Raw genomic sequence first — 22,737 nt, 5'->3', positions numbered from 1 at the left:
TAAGAATTAAGGCCTCTGATTTTTGTAAATATCAAGTCTTTGAGCTTGAGTAAGGATGCTGCCATCAGGCTGTACATAGGGAAGTACATCTTTTTTCCATGTTTTGAATTTTTTATATTCAATCATGTATTGGGAGCTTTCTGCAACGTCCTTCTCTTCAGAATGGAATAGCCTTCCAACAAGACTTCTCTTGTTTTCCTCTTCTTCCTCCTCTTCTTCTTTACCTTCTTTTTCGTTTTGTTTTCTCTCAAACTCCTCTTCTGGATTCGGCTCTGGCCGTTTTTTCCAGAATTGGTCATACGCCAGCAAAATATCATAATAGTTCGCTGAAGAGTCGTTCATCATTGAAATCCAGTGTGGATCTTTTCTGTAGGCGCGCAATGTTGCTTTAGATACCTTTCGGGAACTTCCATAGGCTCCCTGAGTCTGGACACTACAGGAGCTTACAGAAATGACCAAAATGAACAAAGCAGGAATTGTCCGCCAGTTTTTTTCTTTCATAGGCATTTTTGTTTTAAAATTTTAGTAAAAAAAAATCAACCACTTTGGCTGCAGGTTAAAAATATGTTTCACTCCAGCAAAACTTTGTAACCTTTGTTACATTATGATATTTACTAAAGACATTATATTGATCCTTAATACCTTAAAAAATAAAAAAATATTCCTCAAAAGGATATTCAGCATTGTTTTAATTAAACTCTGTCAGACTTGCCAATAATGAACCCATAAATGATCTCCTGTCACAAAAAGAAAAGCCTCCGAGCATGAAACTGCGGAGGCTAAAAAATATACTATTGCATTTATTAAAAAAATACTATCTACTTACTCATTATCTTTTTACCACTTTGATAGTTTTTACACTTGTCTGGTCATTCAGTTTTATAAAGTAAATGCCAGGAGCATATGATTCTCCCAATGTGAAAGAATCATTTGCAGATGTACTTTCTACTAGATTCCCGGAAGCATTTAACACTTCAACTTTTACTTCTTGTTTTGAAGCAGGAATTAAAACTGTTGCATTTTCAACAAATGGATTAGGGAACACTAGATAATCTTCTGCTGGTACTACGTTTAGGTCTGGTATTCCTTGTCTTGCAGGTATATTGGTAAAGATAACGGCGTAATCACCGGTCTTTCTCACAAGCACAAGATCATTTCCTGAGAAGTTCACCCAATAACTTCCCTGAAGTCCCGCAAAGCCTATAGTAGAATTGATAGTGATTTCAGGATTAGCATTCGCAAATTGGTAAGTTGCATAATCAATAATATTAGTATAATAACGTGGATTACCATTATTCGTCTCTAAACTAAACTGATACAATGCATTGGGATTACCTGAATTACCCCACCAGTTAATTACAGAATTAAATACATTGTTTAATAAGGGACCATTAGTACCTACGCTATAGACTCTACTGTATTGCTTAAATCCAGTTGGAAGTCCTGTCGTACGAGGTACCTGATATTGGCTGAACAAACCACTTACAGTTGGAACAGTAACTTGGACATTGCTGTATTTAACTATGAAATTTTTCTGATCATTTTTATCTGGGTCATGACCTGCTGTGCAAAGCCCAATATATACTTGCTGATTCATAGGAATTGTAATCTCGCCCATAAACACCCATGTATATGCATTTCTGCTACAATACGCAGTGAATTTATTACCTTCTCTCTTTAACTTTAAGTACTTATATAATCTGTATCTATGAAGATCTTCGATATTAGAAGGATTGCTTTCTGATCCGCCATTAGTTTCAGTTCTGTATTGAAGATTAACATATTTTAAAGGCGTCTGAACCAACATAACATGCTTTGAACTTGCTCCTGTTGTTTCCCTAATCATTACCCCTGCTTTACTCCACTCATGAATACCTTTCATCTCTGAAACTTCAACAACGATTTCTCCATTACCATTAAGTGTTTGATAGATAAAGTGGAATTGATCTGCTCCCCAATAGATATCATCGCTGTTTGTATTGACACTGAATTGATTGCCTCTTTGAGCTGAAAAACTCATATTGGTACCACCAATATCCGCAGCAGACCAAGGCGCAGTGATCGGATCGACAGCAGGATTTTTAACAAAAGTTGCATTGATGGTATGATATATTCCGGAGTTGAATGTGTATTGAGAAACTTGTCCTACCGAAACACCATCAACCAATACATTCTGAATTGAATATCCGAAATCCGGAACTATTGAGAATGATACTGGCTGACTTCCATTATGTCTGATAAGACCATTTGGGAATATATTTCCACCTGCCTGAGGATTAACCTGGGCAATAATTGAATTAGGTTGTGCCTCGACTGTAAAAGTCATTTTATAACCAGGTGCACTGATATTTTTAATCTTGATTCCAATTTCACTTCCGTTCTTCCATCTTATAGGATGAGTAGCAGAAGAGAATACAGAAGTAAGATTATCAAACATATCCCACGCATCACCTGCTCTGTCCGGACTATCTTCATCATGCATTTCATCCAGTCCATCTGCCTGAACTAATTTCACCTGATATTTAGGAGTAATCCCTTCTTCCAGGCCATACTCTTCATTAACATACCATATAGCAAGACCTTGTTCCGGTGAATAGATGCTTTGAAAAAGCCCACTAAAAGAATAGTTTGTTATCAATAGATATTCTTTGCTATTATATGGGTTGGTATACTTGTAAACAGTATCATAATCAATAGCGCTTAGAGAATAGTTGCCTCCAACTGCAGGATTTAACTCGATAACAGTATTGAACCAGTTGTTTCTATATCTGTATCCCGGATTCAAAGGTCCCGGATCTACTTTACCAGCTCCTTCCATCAGGCAGAAGAAGCCCATGTTGCTGTATGCCTGATCAAGATCATCAAAATCAAAAACTCCGTGACCTATTTCATGTGCTAAAGTCGGTACGCTATGCCATCTTTCATCCTGAGCAGTTTGTCTGTTAACTCTGTCTACCCTTATTGGCAAGTTGTTACTCTTGATATAAAGGCCATCCTGAACTCCCCCTGACACAGCAGTACCGGCCCCAACAACTGCTTTGTCTATAATCGTAAATCCCCACAATGTACCATTTGAAGGACGAGGTGTAAGATTGGTAAATCCGTTTGGGTATTTAACATTGATAGCATCTACAATATCACTCATAAACTGCTCTCCATGCCCATTCTCCAAATGATAATAAGTAGAAGTCTGAGGTATTGACACTCTGATAACTTGAGTATTTAACTCAACCTTGCCATTTGATTGCAAAAGGTAATAATCACGAATAGACAATGTTTGTCCTTGACCAGAAAATCCAGGCTGATTGAATAAATTGTAAATGTACTGTTCTGTCTCGTCAATAGACTTGTCTTGATAATCGACAATGACAGCCAGACCATTGATTTGCTGAGTCTGGGCGTAAGTCAAAGAACTCCCCAGACACATCAATCCTAGGATGATGCGTTTTACTACTTTCATGTTTCCTAAAAAATTATTTATTTGGTTATTAAGCAATTGCGGTAAGGCTAAATTACGGGGAGGAAAACTTGAAAAATTATCAGCTTTATGAAGTTATAATAGCAATGAATGAACCGTATTCTGGAATTAATAAACGTATAAAAATATAGTTAATTTATCATTTTAGTCAGTTCGCCAAACTCACTAAAATAGGTGTATAATGAGCACATAAACGAAGAAAGCATACTCTCTGAGTATGCTTTCTTTACTTTATATCCCTTTTATCTGAATATTAAGATACACTGCTTACAGCAGTTTTGCTCAGCATATGCTGATAATGACTTGCAATGTAGCTATTGATTGTATCATAGAACGCTTCAAGCTCCATTTCATCCAGATCTATAATAACCTCTTCATTGTTTAATTTTAGCAATTGAATCTTTTTAATGACTCCATGATCATCTTTGACTAAGTTGAAATTAAGAACATCTTTCAGCTTAATGAGACCCACCTTCTTGTTATTTCTGAATTCTATAGAATCATTGGCAAGCTTAAGGAAATCATTATAGTTGTTGATACCCGAAGCAAGTTTCTCTACCACCGGAGCGATGATACAAACTGCAGCCCACAGAAAAAATCGGATGTGATTTATTTCGTATTCAAAATATATAAAGCCGAATATTGCAGGAATGAATAAATAGATAAACACTTGAGTTTTTAATTTATTCCTTCTGTTTCTGAAAACAATCTCGTTATTTACTTCTTTGATTTTTATAGGAAACAAAAATTCTTCCCAGATAATCAGCACCATAATAATCACAGCAACTCCAACGAGAATCATTCCCGGATAAACATTACTATTTCTAATCTCTAGAAATGGTACGTCAAATATCTGATGCGACAAAAAGGTAGAGAAAATAAATATAAGTAACAGAAAACCTATGCTGAATTCTTTCGGATATGTGGGACGGATTAACTTTCGCATAATGATTACAATTTAAACTTTAATGAACTTCCATTATCATTAATAAAATCAGGTAATTAAGTTCTTATCTTTCAAAAATAAGACTTTCTCCCCTCAAATACATGCAGAAGAGCTTTTTTCTCCTTTCTGCCTTGATTCTGCCTGACATTAAAGCTCTTAGCAAAACCATTATTAATCTCGCGAAAACAAAAACTGAAATTGAGTTTGGTTATATCCTCTTATACAGCTTTTAAAAAGAAGCGGACATATCAATTTTAACTGAAGGAAAAACAGGGAAAACCCGTAGAAACTACTCGCATGGCAACTCAGGATTTTAATACCAATCAACCTTTCCTATAAAGCTTTTCCCTTAATCGTGTAAATACCCATTTTGGCTAACCAGTTAAAGTAGCTTAAAAGATTTAAGATTGAGGCCTTTGCAAAAGGAGACGCCAACATGCCGTCTCTACGTGGATTTTTCCTCAATTGTATATTTTTAACAGCATGTATCCGATATTTGCGTATATAGCCCCAAATTTATTCTATTAAAATATGTTTAAACTTTTCGCATTAACACTTCTTGGAATCCTCAGCTATCACGATTATCAAACAGATAAAAATCAACACATAAAAGCCAAAATAACTAATTCAATTATACTTGTTGTTTTTACTCTTATGTATTCTGAATCATTCAGGTATATTCTGTGGATGACAAGAAATTTCGATAAAGCAAGAGCTAGATGGGCGGTTCCAATTGGATTTATTTCTGGTGAATTACATTTTATGATAAACTTAATTCAGTCAATAACAGCCACCTTATTGATGTATTTTTTATTTACTACTATCAAAAGAAAAGAATCGGGACGTATATGGGCGATGCGATTAATTCCTGTACTTGCTTTTACAGAAACGATTGCCTTTTACAGAGGATGGATAAGTGAGGGTAATGATTCATTCACTGATCGATTTTTAGCCATTACAATTGGATGCGGGATTTTTGGAAGTTTAAGCATTGCAATTATCAACATCTATAAAAGTATATATATGGATGACTTTTTCAACCGCAGGAATTTAAAACAGGAAGAAGGAAAAACAGATTATAACAACCAGTAATGTTATTTTATAAATTTTTAAAAGATATGCACTTCTACCTTAACCCTGGAAAGGATCTGATAGTCAAAAAATATGTGTAATTTCAATCTCCATAACAAAAGAGGATCATCAAATTCTTGACTATTGCTTTTCAGAAGTAGGACAGCAATTGATAATATAACCCATTTGCCTAAGACATAACAGATAACTTGAGTGAAGAAAAATAAATCAAGTGTAAAAAATAAAAGTTTGACTTGCCCTGGCTGTAAAGGAGATGTTTACGACTCAAATCTTAAAAGGACTCTGGGGAGAAAGGTCTGGCTTTGGGGAACTGTTTCCTCTCTTAAGAAAGAGGATTTAATACATGGAAACTTTCAATGGGCCTGTGATAGCTGTTTTGAATCTGGCAAGGCCTTAATGGGAAATCCTGATGTTCAATTATACTGTGACTTTGATCCTAACCTAGCCTATATTGACCTTGAGAAGACATGCGAGAAATGTCGTGAGGTGTATGTCTTCAAAAAAGAAGAACAGAAGTATTGGTATGAGACCCTACGTTTTTGGATACAATCAAAACCGAAGCATTGTCTAAAATGCAGACAAGAAGTTAGAGAGGAAAAACAATTAAATAATGAATTATCAATATTACTGAAAGAAAAAGAAAAATTAACGATTCAGGACATGGAGCGCCTCTCCGAGATCTATCAGGAAATAAACAAACCAGACAAATCAAAATACTATAAAAACCTTGTAGAAAAAGCTAAGCGTAAAAATTCCTGAAAATAAATCATCAATCTATATGAATCTTAATATGAAGTTTCTATTTACCTTTCTTGCACTGCTACATTTACTGATCAATACATCATTTGCTCAGAAACAGGATGACTGTCTAAAGGCAGACCTTATACCAATTCTGGTAAAAGGTAAATTTGGCTTTTGTGATAAAGAGGGACGTATTGTAATTGCTCCAAAATTTGATGACGCGGAACCATTCGTAATCAATATGCTTTATTATATTTTCAATAAAGACAAGATCTATGGAAAAGCTGATTTTGCAACAGTAAAATTGAAAGATAAATACTATAGAATTGATAAATCAGGAAAACCTGTCTTTAAGTTTAACCCAGATGAGATAGAACAAGTGAGAGAGTATAAAGAACCTGTATATAAAGAATTTGAAGAAGGAGATAAAAAGGGGATAAAGCTTGACTCTACTGTTATTATCAATTGCCTCTACGATGAAATCTACCATCCGGATTTTTATTACAAAGAATTCCCTTTCAGAGTAAAAAAAGACAATAAATATGGAATAATTGATGCCAATGGCAAATTATTGATACCCGTTATCTATGATGATATTTATTATAACTACAGAGACTACATATCTGCAGGATTGCTTAAGGTAAGGCAAGAAAACAAGGTCTTTTATATAGATTACTGCGGAAATCAATATGTAAAGTAATGTCCCCTTTGATACACCATACCATTCTTCGCAAGCTCATAAGGAGGAAAAATAATATCCTATCCCTATGAACTTGTAAAGTATTAAAGTTACCCTTACAGAATGAGATAGCTTCTGGACATCATTCGATGATAAACTTCTGCGAGAATTTCTTACTGCCACCAACGCCTTCAATAAAGTAAGCACCAGACTGAAATTGTCTTAAATCCAATTGTATCTCGCTAGCGTCTGTGATAAAGCTTCTGACCTTATTGCCCATGCCGTCAAAAACCTGAATAAAATAAGATTCTTTTTCCGGAATTCGAATGGTGATACTCTCTTTAGAAGGGTTTGGGAACAACTGAATCTTCATTTGAGTAGCCGGAGATAAAGTACTTGCCACAACTTAACCGCCACATAAAATGAATCATGATAAGGAATCCAAACGGAATCATTAGGAGTTATAGTTTGAGATTTAATACTATCGATTTGGAACTCGTCATGAGATAAAATTGTAACCCCTGAACTCCATCCATGCTGTTCTTTCCATCCATTTCCAGAATCAAAAGACAATATAAGAAGAGGAGTAAAATGATAGTAATTCACAATCGCAAGATCAAATTCCAGATATGGATTTTCAGCTTCTGAGAAATTGAATTCAGGTGACTCGGCGGAGTTTTCTGATATTATATACCGATAATCGTTATATCTAAGAACTCCGCTATTGCCGAGCCCGCCAACAGGTTGCGTTTTCCATAATTGGAACACACCATTAGGATTCGTATTGATCGTCCATGTAATCGCAGATGCATTATTAAAATCTTCCGTAACAGGAAGAAGCTGCTGCGCTATAGAGATCCTGGAAATAAAAAAAAATAACAATAAAAATGTGAATACTGAGTAACGTTTGAACATTTGGATATTGGTTTTGATGACATTAATAAAAAATTTTGAATCTGCTTGATGCTAAAAATTAATCTTAAAAAAAAATGATTAATCCTGCAAAAAACATTTAAAAGCCTAAAAATAAAAACTAATAAAGTCTTATACAAGACTTTGCCGTTGATAGGAGAAAGTTTAACTGGTTGAACAATAATGATACGTGCTTTTAGATAATTTTCAAATTCACCAATACCTCGTTCGTATGTTATCGTGTACTTTTAAAGTTACCAACCTTATACTTACATAGACCTTCACCTCATTACTCCTTTCCGCAAACATCACTTCTGTCTTATCTCCAACAAGATAATAAATAAACCTTCCTTGATAATCATAAATTGACCTTCACCAGAAAAGCTGTCGTCTTCAGGAAAGAGATGTAATATTTACTTTTACATAAAAAAAATTCATTTACTGGGTTTGCATATTTTTAGACTTTTAAAACCTTATTTATGAAATTAAAAAATTTATTCCTGATTGTCATTCTACAGCTTGCTGTACCGACCATGATTTTTGCACAGATAAGCGATAAGATCAATGCGGGAAAAGAGGATTACCCGGCTATTATTCCACGAACATTGCTGGTGGAACTTATTGAAGAAGATCCAGAAGAAATGGCTGATCTGCAAAAGAAAATTGACAAAGCAAAGAAACAAGAAAAAAAGGATGAAGCTATTAAAGAAAAAGATGATTATTTAGCCTATATAAAAAGTTACAATGCTCTCATTAAACCTACTGTCGAGAAATACTGGAAATTCAACAAAAATATAGAGTTCAAAAAAACATCTGAAATTAAGGCCATCAGTCCGCTTGAGCGTGGCAAATATGTAGTGCTGTTTATTAGAGTTCAGGGAGACAATGGAATCCACGGATTACGTACATCACTTAGTGTTCCTTTTCTATATTACGATCGTATGGAAAGATCTCTTTTTGCCAATAAAACCACTAGCCTTGCTGATTACAAAATATATCTTCCTTCCTCAGGGCCTAATTCTGAATATACTGCAGGTGATATAATTTTTGCTATCAGAGCAATGCAAGCCAATATGGAATACAATAGCAAAAACGAAAAGAAGAAAAACTTTGAGAGCTTTGCTAAAGTAATGGCAAAGCAGAATTGCGGAAGGATCAAGAGTAAAACCCTACTCATTGATAATAATATCAAACATGATAATCTTGATGAGGAGAAGGTTAAAAATGCCTGCAATTCTAACGTAAAGTTTGTTACTGCTGAAGAAGTAAGTAAAGCTGCTAGCGCTGAGGATGAAAAATATGCGATTGTATTGTCTATTCCATTTGGAATTGTTAAAGCGGGCTCTGCAGTACAGGTATCAAGACTTGCTTATGTAAAAACAATAATGGATGCAAAAACAGGAGATATCCTCGGCTTTATGGAACCTGGCATGGGACAGTTTTATGACTTCCCACTTCGTCCTAGCAACCTAAACGAACTTTGCGGATGCGATAAATAAATAACAGTTTGTACTTCGTCAAATAATAGAGGCTTTCTAATGAAAGCCTTTGTTGTTTTATATATAGCTAGAGCTTTCTCTACAACTGATCTCATCTACAAGTAGAACGTTTGAGACGCCATGCATGGCGTCTCAAACGTTCAATTTCAATAAGCTTATCCTTTTCTGTATTCGAACATCAGGCCTACTTTTTTCAATTTAGTTGTTTAAAAACAAACCGGATTAGTTATATAGTTTACATATCAAAGGTAATACACCTCATCCCTACCCTTCTCCTGAAGGACATGGCCGTCAACTTAATATTAATTAGTAAACCACAATCAGCTACTTTGTCATCCTGAGCCCTGCGAAGGATCTGATAATTACAAAAAAAGTTGTTATTTAAACTACCATTCTGCTAGATAGCTTATTTCTATTCATTTTGAAAGCTCAGATGCTTCACAAGTTCAGCATGACAAAGCAAAGGTTATTTATGTCTTTTATAATTCTACTTAATTCTCCATTATCTTAGACAAGATTTAAATACCAAATCCCAAAAACAAAAGAATACAGCCCTTTCTTCAAAAAGAGACGCCAGCATGGCGTCTCTACGAGATAGCGTTCTGCTTCCATTTTATATAATTTACTGCCCTCTGAATGATATCTTCCAGATCCTCTGCCAGCCAGGGCTTGTCATGAAAGTCAAAGATCTCCCCCTCCCTCCTTGCCTCTCTCAGTTTGCTGTTATCCTTATGAGCGGTGATGACTATCCTTACCGGTTCGTAATGCAATTTTATGTTATACAAAAAATCAAAGCCTGTAATATCAGGTGTGAACTGATCCAGTATGATGATGTCGTATTGATTTCCCTTCTCTAAAAGGTCCAGTACTTCCCTGTTTGTGGAGCAGAGCTGAACTTCATATCGGGTGCGAAAGTTCGCATAAAAAGATCTTCTATTGTACTCTTCGTCATCGAGGTACAGGATTCTTATTTTCATAGCTAAAAGTTGGTTCAATCAGTCACGCTTACCAAGGTTCTCCACTCTTATCAGGAGCTCAATGGTGGACATGCCTTTTCTTGTAAAAAAAAGCACTACAAAATCATAGATATAAAAAAACGGAAACAATAGTTTTAAAATGATCTTCCTCATGTTGCCAGTATTTGCGGTATAAAAACCAGTATAGGAGCGGATATTGGTGCCAGATCTCTTACTTCACAGCACTTTTTCCTTTCTTTAAAGTAAGCTATTCCTTTTGAAATGTATAATACCGTGACAAGTCCGTATCTGGGTGATATAGCACGGCTTCCTGGGACAATGTTGGGTTCGATGCGGAGCTCACCTTTAAGTCTGTGCCCGGGGGCAAAAGTGTAGCACAGATACTCGTATTGTACAGGATAGACATGTTCATCTATCAGTACACTTATTCCATTGGCCTGGACAATGCCAATGTGTTCGGTAGCCGATTTCTGTAGTTTCATAGTTGGCTGTTTTTAAGACAAAACATTCATTTGTAATTAACTAACATCTAATTAATTACAATGGCATTGTACTAATATCAGGTACCTGATACTTATAACGAGGGCCTGATTTTAGTCGTTCCTATTTTTCGATGATGACAGTATTTTCTGGCACCATCACCATAAAAAAGCACTCGATGTTTTTGTATGGTAAAGATAAAGCCCTAATTTTAAAGGATTAAACTACCTATGAAACCAACAGATTGTTTTATAACAACTTAAAGTGGTTTCGCATTCTTGAAAAGCTATGACAACACTTGGAACCAAGATCAGAAAACTCAGAGAGCTGAAGAATTTTAAGCAGGATCATATGGCTGAGCTACTCGGCATCAGCACCAATGCTTATGGAAAAATCGAAAGAGATGAAACAGATGTGAGTCATGACAGACTTGAACAGATTGCTAAGGCGCTGGATCTAACAGTGACGGATATTCTGAATTTTGATGAGAAGAAGATTTTCAACATCATGAATAATAGAGATGTTTATAATGGCCCTAACCACGGTCCGTTTCACAATAGCTTTCCTGATGATATGAAGAAGCTTTATGAAGATAAGATAAAGTTGTTGGAGGATAAGATTGAATATTTGCAGAGAGAGAATGAGAGGTTAAGAGAAGGAAAGTAAGTATTATTCTTTTGAGATATTTAAAATAAAGCCGGGTCGAGAGAGTCGGCTTTTTTGTTTAAATTAGTTATTATTAAGGGATATTTTAAATCAGATTTTTAAATGGAAAATTCAATCTCTGCAAACAGAATTTATTATAACCACCAAAGTCAAGAAGATAAACATTATTTGGGAGGCTACTTTAATCTTGCCAAAAATAATATTGATCAGGCTATTGAGGCTTTGAAAATTAAATATCAACCATCAAAGGAGAATAATACTTCCTTAATTCTGAAGAATGTTTTTAAGCTGGATATCGCATATGCACAATGGGAAGCACAGGTAAATTTTTTAAAACTTTATTTCCCAGTTGTCCATTACCTGGATTTACCAGTAACTCATAATAGATTTTCCAATTTTAATGATTCAGAAAAGGAAGATTCAAAAAGAAAATATTTTTTGGAAATGCTTCTGTGCTTACTTAAGACCATTGAAGATTTAAGAAATTATTACACACATTATTATCATTCTCCACTAAGCATAGACCCCAAAATATATCCTTTCCTTGATGAAGTATTTTTGAATACATGCCTCACTGTTCGAAAGAAAAGGATGAAAAGTGACAAAACCCGTGAGTTGCTAAAAAAAGAATTGACGAAAGAAGTTAATATTCTAATCAAATTAAAGCTGGCTGATTTAAAGAGAAGAAAGGCAGAGGGAGAAAAAGTCAGTTTAAATCCTGATGATATTTATAGTTCCGTTTTGAATGAATCATTTAATTATCTTTTATACAAAGAAAATAAAGTTTATAAAGTAAAGGATATTCATATTTCCCAATGCAATACTCCTTCAGTGAATGGCCAAAATTTATCCAGAAGTGGTCTCGTATTTCTTATATCTATGTTCTTGACCAAAAAACAGGGGGAAGATTTTAGATCTAGAATACATGGCTATAAAGAGAAAATAAGAAAGAAGGAAGAAATTGAAATCTCCCCCATGAACAATAGCTTAAGATTCATGGCAACTCATTGGGTATATTCAAACTTGTCCTATAAAGGTTTAAAGACAAAACTTAACACCACGTTTTCTAAAGAAGCATTACAAAATAACGGAGTAGAACATAAGTTAAATAAGTCATTCACTAAGGAAGCATTGCTGATCCAAATTGCAGATGAGCTAAGTAAAGTTCCAGATGAAGTATATCAGGTTTTATCTGAAGAAAGAAGAAAAGAATTTCTGGAAGACGTCAATGGCTACATTACTGAAAGAAAAGAAATTGAGTCGTTAAATGACTCAATTGTTGTACATCCTGTTATCAGAAAAAGGTATGATAACAAATTTGCATACTTAGCTCTACGTTACCTCGATGAATTTGCCAATTTTAAATCTTTGCGTTTCCAAATTCATTTTGGCAATTATGTGCACGATAGCAGAACTAAAGATATAGAAGGGACAAAACTAAAGACAGATAGACAAATTAAGGAAAGGATTAATGTATTCGGAAAGCTATCAGAAGTCACCAGACTTAAAACAGAGTTTTTTGTTTCAACTGAAGTCGATAGAAACTCATGGAAAATATTCCCTAATCCTTCCTATTGCATTATTGACAATAATATTCCAATAACATTTTTAATAAAAGGAAAAGCCAATAAAATTTCCAGTAGGATTGCGCAAATTAAAGAGAAGAGAAATGATCTAGAAAAACGTAAGATCCGGTCTAACGGAAAACCTAACAAAGAAGAAATCCTTAAAATTATTAGTGAAGGCTCTAATAGCGAAATAAAGACAGGAGAACCGATGGCCCTTCTTAGCATTAATGAACTACCTGCCCTATTATATGAGCTATTACACAATGGTAAATCAACTGATGATATAGAAAAAGTTATAATTGAAAAATATGTTGAGCAATTTGAAACAATAGACAGGTTCCAGCCAAAATCAGAAGAAGTAAATTCCAGAATTCCGCAAAAACTTAAGGGTGCCATTGATATAGATCAATTAGATTATGAGAAATTATTAAAAACAATAGATAAGGATCTTAAAGAAACAGATGAGAAGAGAGAACTAATTAAAGATTGTCTGGCTGAGGCCCAAAAGAAACAATGTCCTGTATTTTCACTTAAAATTCAGGGACAAGAAGCCATATGGCTTGCTGATGATATCATTAGATTTATGCCGACTAAATCCAGAGAAAATTGGAAAGGGAGACATCAAAGCCATTTACAATATACCCTAGCTTTTTATGATTTGAGAAAAGAAGAGGCATTTTCATTATTAGAAAGTTTCTGGAAAATGAATGAAGGGCCATATTGGGGACAATCCATTAAAGATTTATTTAATCAAAGTAAATTTGAAGATTTCTACTGGGCATATCTAAATATGCGGAATGAAGTTTTATCAGGGCTTCATAACTCAATTAGTAATTTTAAAGGACAGCCTTCAGTGATGAAAAAAGTCCACAAAGAAGTTGATATTTTATTTAATAAAAGACAATATATCATCAGATCAATTGACAAACAAAAGACATTATTATTATCTAAACCTGTTGCTTTCCCAAGAGGAATATTTGATCCAAAACCTACTTTCATTAAGGATAAAAAAGTTGAAGATAGTCCAAATGATTTTGCCGATTGGTATAGATATTCTTATAAAGGTACGCATCAATTCCAAAGTTTCTATTCTCTAGAAAGAAGTTACATTGACCTTTCAAAAAGAGAATTAGATAATGACCCTGATTTTAAGAAAAACAAAAAAGGATTAACAGAAGAGGCTCAATTGAATCTACTGAAAATGAAGCAGGATCTTAAGATTAAGAAAGTAAAAACCCAAGATCTGTTTCTTAAATTAATAGCAGACAAACTCTTTCAAGATATATTTGACAACAATGCAAATCTTACATTAAAAGACTTTTATCAAACACAAAAGGAACGGAAAGAGATTAGAAGTAAAGCTTTGCTGCAAAGTCAAAGGAACAATGGGGATAAGTCAGATAATATTGTGAATGAAAATTTTATCTGGAATAAGACTGTACCATACTCCGAAGGCCAATTGTATGAACCTAGTGTAAAGCTCAAAGAAATAGGGAAGTTTAAAAGGTTTCTTAATGATGAACGAGTAAAAAAGCTTTTCAGCTATGCCCCTGAAAGAGTTTGGAACAAACAGGAACTTGAAGATGAAATGGAATTAAAATCATCATCTTATGAGGTAATTAGAAGAGAAAAGTTATTAAAAGAAATCCAAAATCTTGAAAAGCATATATTGGATCAGGAAGGCTTTGATGGGCAAAATCATCCTACAAACTTTGAGGAAAAAAATTGTCCAAACTTTAAGAAATACATTATCAATGGAATCATTAAGAAACAACAACTTGCACCTGCAGATGAAATTGATTGGTTTTTGAATGAAAAGTTTGAAGGTATAAAAGCTGATGCCATAAAAGGTAAGTCTTCAAATTTAGTAAAGGCGTATATACTGATTCTTATCAGAAATAAATTCGCACACAATCAATTCCCTGACAAGGAAAGTTTGAATCTAATGCTTGACTTATGTTCCAAATCGACGGTTCAAAGTTACAGTGAATATTTCTTAAAGGTGACTCAAAATATAATAGATGAATTTGGAATAATCAGGAATTAAAAAATGGAGTAAATTTTATCTTAAACAGTGAAAAATGTTGGATTTTAGATTAACAAAAACAGACATAAAATTCTATAATTTAACCAAATGTCTAAGATAGGTTGTTAAGGCTCTTAAGTTGAAGGGTAAAAACAACAAGAACATTGAGACCGTGTTGTAATTCAAAGTTGTTAAGGCTCTTAAGTTGAGGGGTGAAAACAACACACTACTTTGTTAGATTCTTTCAACCTCTGTTGTTAAGTCTTTTAATTTGAAGGGTAATAACAACCTCATTTAGGTTTTCTCCTATCTCTATCAGTTGTTAAGGCTCTTAATTTGATGGGTAAAAACAACTATATTCTCTTACATCATCAATAAAATACTGTTGCTAAGGTCTTTAATTTGAATGGTAAGAACAACACCTAAGTATTGAGATTCACAACCTGGATGGTTGTTTAAGCCCCTTAATTTGAAGGGTGAGAACAACCTTTATTTTCCATTGGGTAAAAGTTTTTCTTGTTGTTAAGGCTCTTAATTTGAAGGGTAAAAACAACTTCCTCAAACAATACTCTGTTAGATTCTTTGTTGTTAAGACTTTTAATTTCCCGTGGTGTCAGGTCTTTTCCCGTGGTGTCAGGTCTTTCGACCTGACACTCTATCAACCCAGATTAAGAATTTCGGATTATAGAAATTATTTCTAATCAATCGATAATTTAAAATGTGTCGGGTCGAAAGACCCGACAACACAGAAATATAAATAAAAAGGTATGCTTATAACATCAGGTTGTGGCCATGGCGGGGTGATGATGAAGATTTCGAGGGCAGAGCTTTAAACACCGCACTTTTTTATTTATTCTTATATGGCGTGTTAGGGCAGCAACGGTGGATAGTGAAGCGCTTTAAAACCCGCCACGTCAACACCCCATACGTTATGTGCCACTTAAATGATTACTCTGATTAATGAAGAAATTCAATATTTGGATTTTTATAGTTTCAACAATAATATTTGGATTTCTTACAATTCTAAGTTTTCTAGCTTCCCGTGGTGTCAGGTCTTTCGACCTGACACTCCATCAACCCAGATTAAGAATTTCGGATTATAGAAATTATTTTTAATCAATCAATAATTTAAAATGTGTCGGGTCGAAAGACCCGACACCACAGAAAAGAAAAAAACTATACTATACCCAATTGTCCTCGTTTATTCAACGAGGATTTCCGAGATTAGCGATTGTATCACTATTCATTAACTTAAGAATAATGGTGTTGCCCGACCAGGTCTCATACCTGGACTTTTCCCTACCCCCAAAAAACAAAACCACCAAGACTCAAAGCACCCTGGTGGTTCGGATCAATTCAAACAAACAAAAGCTCCCCTACACCTCAATCTGTCTGGTGACAGTGATGTTGATGGTGTTGGAAAATTCGCCAACCTGACAGTCTTCTGCTTGTAAATTCCATTGTAAGACCTCTGAGCCTGTGACAAAGGATAATTGTCTATCAAAGTAATCCTCGTTTTCAAAAAAAATTATGAAGAAAAGTCGATTGTCTGCCATTTCCCTCTCTCAGAATTTCCTATTCCTAGTTTGTAATTTCCATTTTCAGACTTGTAATTTCATTTTCCAAGATTGTAATTTCAGTTTGCAGACTTGTATTTCGGTTTTGCAAGCTTGTGATTTCAGTTTGCAGATTTGTAAATTCAAATTACTTGCTTGTAATTTCAATTTGCAAGCTTGTAATTCCATTTTACAAGTAATAATTTCTTTTTTTACTTACCGAATGAATAAAATTTATACTTATTTTTTAGAATTCAAGTCGAATGAAAGAGCTATTTTTTTTGATTTATTTTAATTTTTCTTTATTGATTCTATAATTAACTTCGATTTCGAAATTTATTGATATGGCTTTACTGCATTTGGTCAATTGGAATGTAAATGGCATCCGTTCCATTATGAAGAAGGATTTTGTAAGAGACATTAACACCTTGAATCCTGATATACTGTGCTTGCAGGAAACGAAAGCCGGAGTTCATGATGTGGAAACATTGTGTGCCATGCTGCCTAATTATAAGGTTTATGGAAATGCATCAAAGGCAAGAAAGGGTTATTCCGGCACTGCAATTCTTACCAAATTTATTCCAATAAGCGTGACTTATGATATGAATATTGAAGAACACGATCAGGAAGGAAGGGTTATCACAGCAGAGTATGATAATTTTTTCCTTGTAACAGTCTATGTGCCAAACTCAGGAGAAGGATTAAAACGTCTTGATTACCGCGAAAAGTGGGATGCTGATTTTTTAAAGTACGTTCTGCACCTAAACTCTAAAAAACCTGTGATCATTGCTGGAGACCTCAATGTAGCACATACGGAAAAGGATATAGCCAATGCGAAAAAGAACTATAATAAGTCTGCAGGATATACTCAAAGAGAGATAGACGGATTTAACAGATTGCTTAATTCCGGTTTTTCAGACACCTTCAGGATGCTTCATCCGGATGAAATCAAATACACCTACTGGAGTAACTTTTTCAATTCCCGGGCAAAAAATGTTGGCTGGAGAATAGATTATTTCGTGGTAAGCAATTCATTGATCAATCAGGTAAAAGAGGCAATAGTAAGCAATGAATTCATGGGGTCAGACCATTGCCCGGTTGAGTTGAAGATAGAGTTTTAAAGCGGAAAGCGGAAAGCAATAGGATGATCTTAAATATTAAATGACATTGGAAATTAAATTGACCATTATTAACAATAAAAATATTCACAACTATGATTGCAACTATTGTACATGTGTTTGTAAAGCCTGAGTTTGTAGAAGCTTTTATTGCCGCTACAAAAAAGAATCACGAGGGTTCCGTTAAAGAGGCAGGTAATCTTAGATTTGATATATTACAGGATGCTTCGGATCCCTCAAAATTTGTATTTTATGAAGCCTATGCCAGCGAAGCGGCTGCGGCTGCACATAAAGAAACCAGCCATTACCTCACCTGGCGTGATACTGTAGCTTCATTTATGGCTAAACCAAGAGAAGGGGTAAAACATCAAATATTATTTCCACAAAATTCATGATTGCACCATTTGTATTTGCACGCAACCCTGCCATTCAATTCGGATCAGGAAAAATATCCGTTCTTCCTAAAGCTGTAAAAGCCTACGGTAAACATGTCCTTATTATAACAGGTGCTGCTTCTTTTATTAATAGTAAAACCTGGGCGAAATTACAGGATGATTTCTCTAACAATGGCATTACCTGGGATCATTTCACAATTGATAAAGAACCCTCTCCTTCACTTGTGGATGAATGTGTTAAAAATTTTCAGGAGAAAAATATAGAGGTAGTTGTAGCTATTGGTGGTGGAAGTGTTCTGGATGCAGGTAAAGCTATATCTGCCATGCTGAGGGAAAAAGCATCTGTTCAATTATTTCTTGAAGGTGTCGGCACTCGGACTCATTCCGGGAATAAGGTACCCTTTATTGCTGTCCCTACAACTTCAGGTACAGGAAGTGAAGCAACGAAAAACGCCGTATTGTCTGAGGTAGGAGAACAAGGATTTAAAAAATCTTTGCGACATGATAATTTTGTTCCTGATCTGGCAATTGTAGATCCTGATCTGACTTTATCCTGCCCCAAGCACATAACAGCGTATACTGGCATGGATGCATTTACTCAATTGCTGGAATCATTTCTATCTACCAACGCCAATCCGATGACTGATTCTCTTGCCTTAGAAGGATTAAAAAGAATTTCAGCCTCATTAGTTAATTGCTATGAAAATGGAAAGACGGATATTGGAGCCCGCACAGATATGGCTTACGCTTCATTGATCTCAGGTATTACCCTTGCTAATGCAGGTTTAGGTACAGTGCATGGTTTTGCTTCCACCATCGGTGGATACTTTGATATCCCTCATGGTGTAATTTGCAGTGCATTAATGGGACCTGTCAACAATATAACAGTGAAAAGCCTTCAGCAAAAAGATCCTGATAACATTGCTTTGCAAAAATATGCTGAAGTAGGAAAGTTATTTTCAAAGGATAAAAATAAGTCTGATGCCTATTATATCGAGTTTATTTTAACCCAGATCGATGAGCTAACAAAGAGATTGGAAATACCAAAACTGTCTGCATTTAACTTAACAGGTAAAGACATTGACCGGATAGTAACAGGATCTGACAATAAAAATAATCCTGTAAAGCTGAGTCCTGAACAAATGGCGAAAGCATTGGAAATGGCATTGTAATTTTCCAGGTAACAGTTTGAGCAACAGCAAGGCATTTCTGAAATATTTTATTGCTGTTGCTCAAACTGTTGCTCTTTTCTTCAATAGCCCCTTTGAATCAACGAGGATACCCTAGAATAGCAATTGTATCCCTTCCTGAACACTAAGAATATTTCACCCAAACAAAGCAAAATTTAAAATCTTAGGTTATTGATTAAAATGTATCATTTTACTTAATTAAACGTAGTAAAAAACCAAATTAATAAACCACAACCCAAACCAATGAGAAAACCTTTTTTCAAACAGATGCTAGCAGCCTTGTTCGCTGTTTCACTTGTTATGACAGCGCAGGCACAAAGGAAACCCAGCGATCCTAAGCATGAAAATCATTATAAGGTAGAACCGATAGATACCGACGTATTGCATATCGAATTCATTGATGCGCATTCTCAGCAGGCCTTTACTCAGGTAAAACTAAAGATCACCAATAAGACTGAAGACTTTATCTATTTCAAAGGCAATGAGCCTACATTTAAATATGAATTCGGGGAAGAGCATGCCACTGGAGGCGGAATGTTTCAGAGTATGAATATGGTGATCGACCCGAAAGCCACAGAAACAAAAATCCTTAAAGTGAGTGGAGGCCAAAACTTCCATGTGGAAAAGCTTACCTTAATTTTAGATGGTTTTTACAGAATTTCCTCAGAAGGTAAAAAGCTCAGCGCTCCTGACTTTCAATTACCAGCTTCAAAAAATGATTTCCAGGCAGGAGGTTTTACTTGTAACCTGGAGAAAGTAAAAAAAGAAACGAAGGAAACTGCTGTTCACTTCAAATGTAATTATAGCGGTTCGGATGTTGGTAAAATTGAAGCAAACAAGTTGGTTTTAAAAACAGAAAATGGCCAGGAGTTTGCTAACGAAAACAGAAAAAATGAAGTGGACCTGGTACTTCCTGGAGAAAATGCTAAAGTTGTTGGAGTCTGGCATATCCCGGGTAAAACTGTAGATATGCAGTTTGCCACTATGAACATTGTATGGAAAGACACTTTTACGGAATCAAAAATGAAACCAATAAAAGTCGGAGATGCTAAATTCGTATTAGACCCGGGCGTGACGGACGCGAAGAATAAATAATAGAAATCATAAAAAAGGGATCTTATTGATCCCTTTTTTTATTGCCTACCATTAGTCTGCTTTATTTTCATATATTTATAGCGCATTAGCGATGAAATACCATTTTGATTTACATCAAATTTCTTTTTTATCAAATTTTTAATCTATAACCAATTATGAAAAAACAGTTACTGTTAATTATCCTTTTACTTATTTTCAATTTTTCCTATGGCCAGAGAGCGGCGATTCCGGATCTTATATTTAAAAATTACATTCAACAAAAATATCCTCAATGCATAGAATCTGACTCACTGAAGATTGCATGTGCTGACACAATTACCGGGTACATTCGGTTAGACAGTCTTGGGATTGAAAGCCTTGAAGGAATTCAGTATATGCAAAGCATCTCTGGTCTTTTATGCAGAAATAATAAGTTAAATGCCTTACCAGAATTACCTAAAAACCTTGTCGACCTTTATTGTGCTAACAATAATATAACACAATTACCCGCTTTGCCAGAGAAGCTGGAGATTCTAATTTGTGACAACAATCCATTGACATCCCTGCCGCAACTTCCGGCACCACTCTTTATTTTACACTGTGCAAATGCCAAGCTTTCGGCTCTTCCTCAGTTACCTAAACTTCAACATCTGCTGGTGCCTAACAACTCAATTTCAACACTACCTGCACTACCCGTAAGTCTGACACTACTGGATATTTCAAGCAACAATATTGATGCCATCGGTTATTTTCCAAGTAAACTTAAGGTGGTATCTGTTTCTAATAACAAATTGAAATGCTTGCCTAGGATGCCAGACTTGGTAAAACTATATTGCAAAGGCAATCCATTAACCTGCTTACCAAACATACCTTCAACATTAAATGAATTTCAAAGTCCTACGGATGAGATCTGCGTAGCAGAAAACGTTAATGGATGCACTTCATATCCCCACATAAAAGGTATTGTCTTTGTTGACAGGAACAATAATCTAATCAGAGATGACAATGAACCTGGTGTGGCAAATGTAAAAGTAAGCGCAGATCGAGGGACAATTGTGGTAGAAACAAACCATAAAGGCGTATACGCAGTGGCGCTTGGAGCAGGAGTTCATAGTCTGGAGCTTGATAAGGATATTCTTTTTCGCAGCGACATACAACATATTGTTACAGATCCTGATTCTATCTATGAGTTCCCAGTTCCCTATTTAGAGCCAGTCAATAACCTTAAAGTTGCGATAACACCGATTTCTTTCCCAAGGCCAGGATTTATCACTGGATATAAAATTACGCTTCAAAATTCAGGGAATAATTATGTGAATAATGCTTTGCTTTCATTTAACTATCCTTCTCTTTTAGATTTCATAAAAACGGATGTACAATTTTCAAGTCACATCAATAATGCTTTGACATGGGACCTAGGCAGCGCTGCACCTGGCGAGAAAAAAGAAATTAGAGTATATTTTCAAGTACCTGCAGAAACTGATCTAATCGGCACCGAATACATCGTTTCTGCCAAAGGCAAAGGAAATTCTGAAGAGAACATACTACTTTCTAATCAAGTAAGTCATACCTCTCTTATTACAGGATCATATGACCCGAATGATAAAGCTGTTTCTCCGAAAGGTCCGATAAGTGATACTCAGATTCTTCAGGGTCAATTCCTCGATTATACAATCCGTTTTCAAAATACAGGAACAGATACTGCATTTACAGTAATCGTCCGTGATACTCTTGAAGATAAGTTTGATCTCTCTTCTGTAGAACTTATCAGTGCAAGCCATAACTATGAATTTCTTCAAAGAGGCAAAGCACTACGCTGGACATTTAATAACATCAACCTTCCGGACAGCACTAAAAATGAACCTGAGAGTCATGGATATGTAAGATTCAAGCTTAAACTAAAAAGCACTCTTACTGATGGAAGTGTAATCAGAAATTATGCTGCTATATATTTTGATTTTAATGATCCTATTATAACAGATACTGTGAGTACAGAAATTAACTCAGCTATTGTTGCTGGTTTAACTCCAAACACGCTGAAAAAACTTTCAGTATATCCACAGCCAGCTAAAGATATAGTTTTCATAAATAACACTTTCAATACAAGCGGAAATGGCTGGGCATCTGTTGCAACATTGTCCGGACAAGTCATCAATCAGGTCCCTTTTGACAAACAACAAAGTGATACAATTACAATTCCTTTAGCAGGAATAAAAGGAGGAATGTATATTCTATCTTTACACTTAAATGGAGAGTACTTCCATGAAAAAATAGTAATAGAATAAAATTACTATGATATAATATAAACATACAAAACAGCCAGTTTCTCTACTGGCTGTT

The 22,737-nt window shown here is 35.0% G+C and carries 20 protein-coding genes; 11 read left to right on the top strand and 9 right to left on the bottom strand.

Translation table 11 applies throughout. The features are described from left to right. Positions 1-6: 6 nt before the first annotated feature. The 3 genes from J7604_RS09230 to J7604_RS09220 form a co-directional block, all read right to left on the bottom strand. Entirely contained in the window at positions 7-501 is a 495-nt protein-coding gene (locus J7604_RS09230) for a hypothetical protein (RefSeq protein WP_293894514.1), read from the bottom strand. Between the two features lie 328 nt (positions 502-829). Continuing rightward, positions 830-3,460 carry a T9SS type A sorting domain-containing protein gene (locus J7604_RS09225; protein ID WP_293894511.1) on the bottom strand — a complete coding sequence of 877 codons (2,631 nt, stop codon included), beginning with the start codon at positions 3,458-3,460 and terminating at the stop codon, positions 830-832. A gap of 271 nt (positions 3,461-3,731) precedes the next feature. After that, a complete protein-coding gene (locus J7604_RS09220; RefSeq protein WP_293894508.1) occupies positions 3,732-4,424 on the bottom strand; it encodes a heavy metal transporter in 693 nt (230 codons plus the stop codon). 531 nt (positions 4,425-4,955) lie between these two features. Between J7604_RS09220 and J7604_RS09215 the strand changes: the two genes are divergently transcribed. From J7604_RS09215 to J7604_RS09205, 3 genes are all read left to right on the top strand, one after another. After that, a complete protein-coding gene (locus J7604_RS09215) occupies positions 4,956-5,516 on the top strand; it encodes a hypothetical protein (RefSeq protein ID WP_293894505.1) in 561 nt (186 codons plus the stop codon). Between the two features lie 192 nt (positions 5,517-5,708). Next, positions 5,709-6,275, top strand: coding sequence for a zinc-ribbon domain containing protein (locus J7604_RS09210; RefSeq protein ID WP_293894502.1), 567 nt, complete (start codon positions 5,709-5,711; stop codon positions 6,273-6,275). Between the two features lie 31 nt (positions 6,276-6,306). Beyond that, complete coding sequence (locus J7604_RS09205) at positions 6,307-6,957, top strand: WG repeat-containing protein (protein ID WP_293894499.1); 651 nt, start codon at positions 6,307-6,309, stop codon at positions 6,955-6,957. Positions 6,958-7,078: 121 nt separating this feature from the next. Here the strand turns inward: J7604_RS09205 and J7604_RS09200 are convergent, their stop codons facing one another. Both J7604_RS09200 and J7604_RS09195 read right to left on the bottom strand, forming a co-directional pair. Beyond that, the gene (locus J7604_RS09200; RefSeq protein WP_293894496.1) at positions 7,079-7,309 is read right to left on the bottom strand and encodes a T9SS type A sorting domain-containing protein; all 231 of its coding nucleotides are present in this window, start codon (positions 7,307-7,309) and stop codon (positions 7,079-7,081) included. Beyond that, the gene (locus J7604_RS09195; protein WP_293894493.1) at positions 7,306-7,851 is read right to left on the bottom strand and encodes a hypothetical protein; all 546 of its coding nucleotides are present in this window, start codon (positions 7,849-7,851) and stop codon (positions 7,306-7,308) included. The genes J7604_RS09200 and J7604_RS09195 overlap by 4 nt, the downstream gene beginning before the upstream one ends. 476 nt (positions 7,852-8,327) lie before the next feature. Between J7604_RS09195 and J7604_RS09190 the strand changes: the two genes are divergently transcribed. Further along, positions 8,328-9,347, top strand: a complete 1,020-nt coding sequence (locus tag J7604_RS09190; protein WP_293894490.1) for a hypothetical protein — start codon at positions 8,328-8,330, stop codon at positions 9,345-9,347. A gap of 587 nt (positions 9,348-9,934) precedes the next feature. Here J7604_RS09190 and J7604_RS09185 read toward each other — a convergent pair. Both J7604_RS09185 and J7604_RS09180 read right to left on the bottom strand, forming a co-directional pair. Next, positions 9,935-10,324 (bottom strand): response regulator, encoded by a 390-nt coding sequence (locus tag J7604_RS09185; RefSeq protein ID WP_293894487.1) that lies wholly within the window; start codon positions 10,322-10,324, stop codon positions 9,935-9,937. Between the two features lie 149 nt (positions 10,325-10,473). Further along, positions 10,474-10,806, bottom strand: a complete 333-nt coding sequence (locus tag J7604_RS09180) for a hypothetical protein (protein WP_293894484.1) — start codon at positions 10,804-10,806, stop codon at positions 10,474-10,476. Between the two features lie 286 nt (positions 10,807-11,092). Here J7604_RS09180 and J7604_RS09175 point away from each other — a divergent pair, with 286 nt between their 5' ends. Further along, a complete protein-coding gene (locus J7604_RS09175) occupies positions 11,093-11,470 on the top strand; it encodes a helix-turn-helix transcriptional regulator (protein ID WP_293894481.1) in 378 nt (125 codons plus the stop codon). 102 nt (positions 11,471-11,572) lie between these two features. After that, entirely contained in the window at positions 11,573-15,085 is a 3,513-nt protein-coding gene (cas13b, locus tag J7604_RS09170) for a type VI-B CRISPR-associated RNA-guided ribonuclease Cas13b (RefSeq protein WP_293894478.1), read from the top strand. A 443-nt stretch (positions 15,086-15,528) separates the two neighbouring features. Here cas13b and J7604_RS09165 read toward each other — a convergent pair whose 3' ends face one another. After that, complete coding sequence (locus tag J7604_RS09165) at positions 15,529-15,726, bottom strand: hypothetical protein (RefSeq protein WP_293894475.1); 198 nt, start codon at positions 15,724-15,726, stop codon at positions 15,529-15,531. 714 nt (positions 15,727-16,440) lie between these two features. Further along, complete coding sequence (locus tag J7604_RS09160) at positions 16,441-16,620, bottom strand: hypothetical protein (RefSeq protein ID WP_293894472.1); 180 nt, start codon at positions 16,618-16,620, stop codon at positions 16,441-16,443. Between the two features lie 344 nt (positions 16,621-16,964). On the opposite strand from J7604_RS09160, the gene J7604_RS09155 reads away from it, so the two are divergent. The 5 genes from J7604_RS09155 (at position 16,965) to J7604_RS09135 (ending at position 22,682) form a co-directional block, all read left to right on the top strand. Further along, complete coding sequence (locus J7604_RS09155) at positions 16,965-17,741, top strand: exodeoxyribonuclease III (RefSeq protein ID WP_293894469.1); 777 nt, start codon at positions 16,965-16,967, stop codon at positions 17,739-17,741. Positions 17,742-17,833: 92 nt separating this feature from the next. After that, positions 17,834-18,133, top strand: a complete 300-nt coding sequence (locus J7604_RS09150) for an antibiotic biosynthesis monooxygenase (protein ID WP_293894466.1) — start codon at positions 17,834-17,836, stop codon at positions 18,131-18,133. After that, positions 18,130-19,305, top strand: a complete 1,176-nt coding sequence (locus J7604_RS09145; protein WP_293894463.1) for an iron-containing alcohol dehydrogenase — start codon at positions 18,130-18,132, stop codon at positions 19,303-19,305. Before J7604_RS09150 ends, J7604_RS09145 begins: the two co-directional genes overlap by 4 nt. Before the next feature lie 261 nt (positions 19,306-19,566). Continuing rightward, a complete protein-coding gene (locus tag J7604_RS09140) occupies positions 19,567-20,418 on the top strand; it encodes a hypothetical protein (RefSeq protein ID WP_293894460.1) in 852 nt (283 codons plus the stop codon). A gap of 155 nt (positions 20,419-20,573) precedes the next feature. Then, positions 20,574-22,682, top strand: a complete 2,109-nt coding sequence (locus tag J7604_RS09135; protein ID WP_293894458.1) for a T9SS type A sorting domain-containing protein — start codon at positions 20,574-20,576, stop codon at positions 22,680-22,682. The last annotated feature ends 55 nt before the right edge of the window (positions 22,683-22,737 follow it).

Origin of the sequence: Sporocytophaga sp. (assembly GCF_017745095.1) — a bacterium.
Taxonomy (GTDB): domain Bacteria; phylum Bacteroidota; class Bacteroidia; order Cytophagales; family Cytophagaceae; genus Sporocytophaga.
The sequence above is the reverse complement of the archived record's forward strand: the minus strand, read 5'-3'. Positions and strand labels throughout refer to the sequence as shown.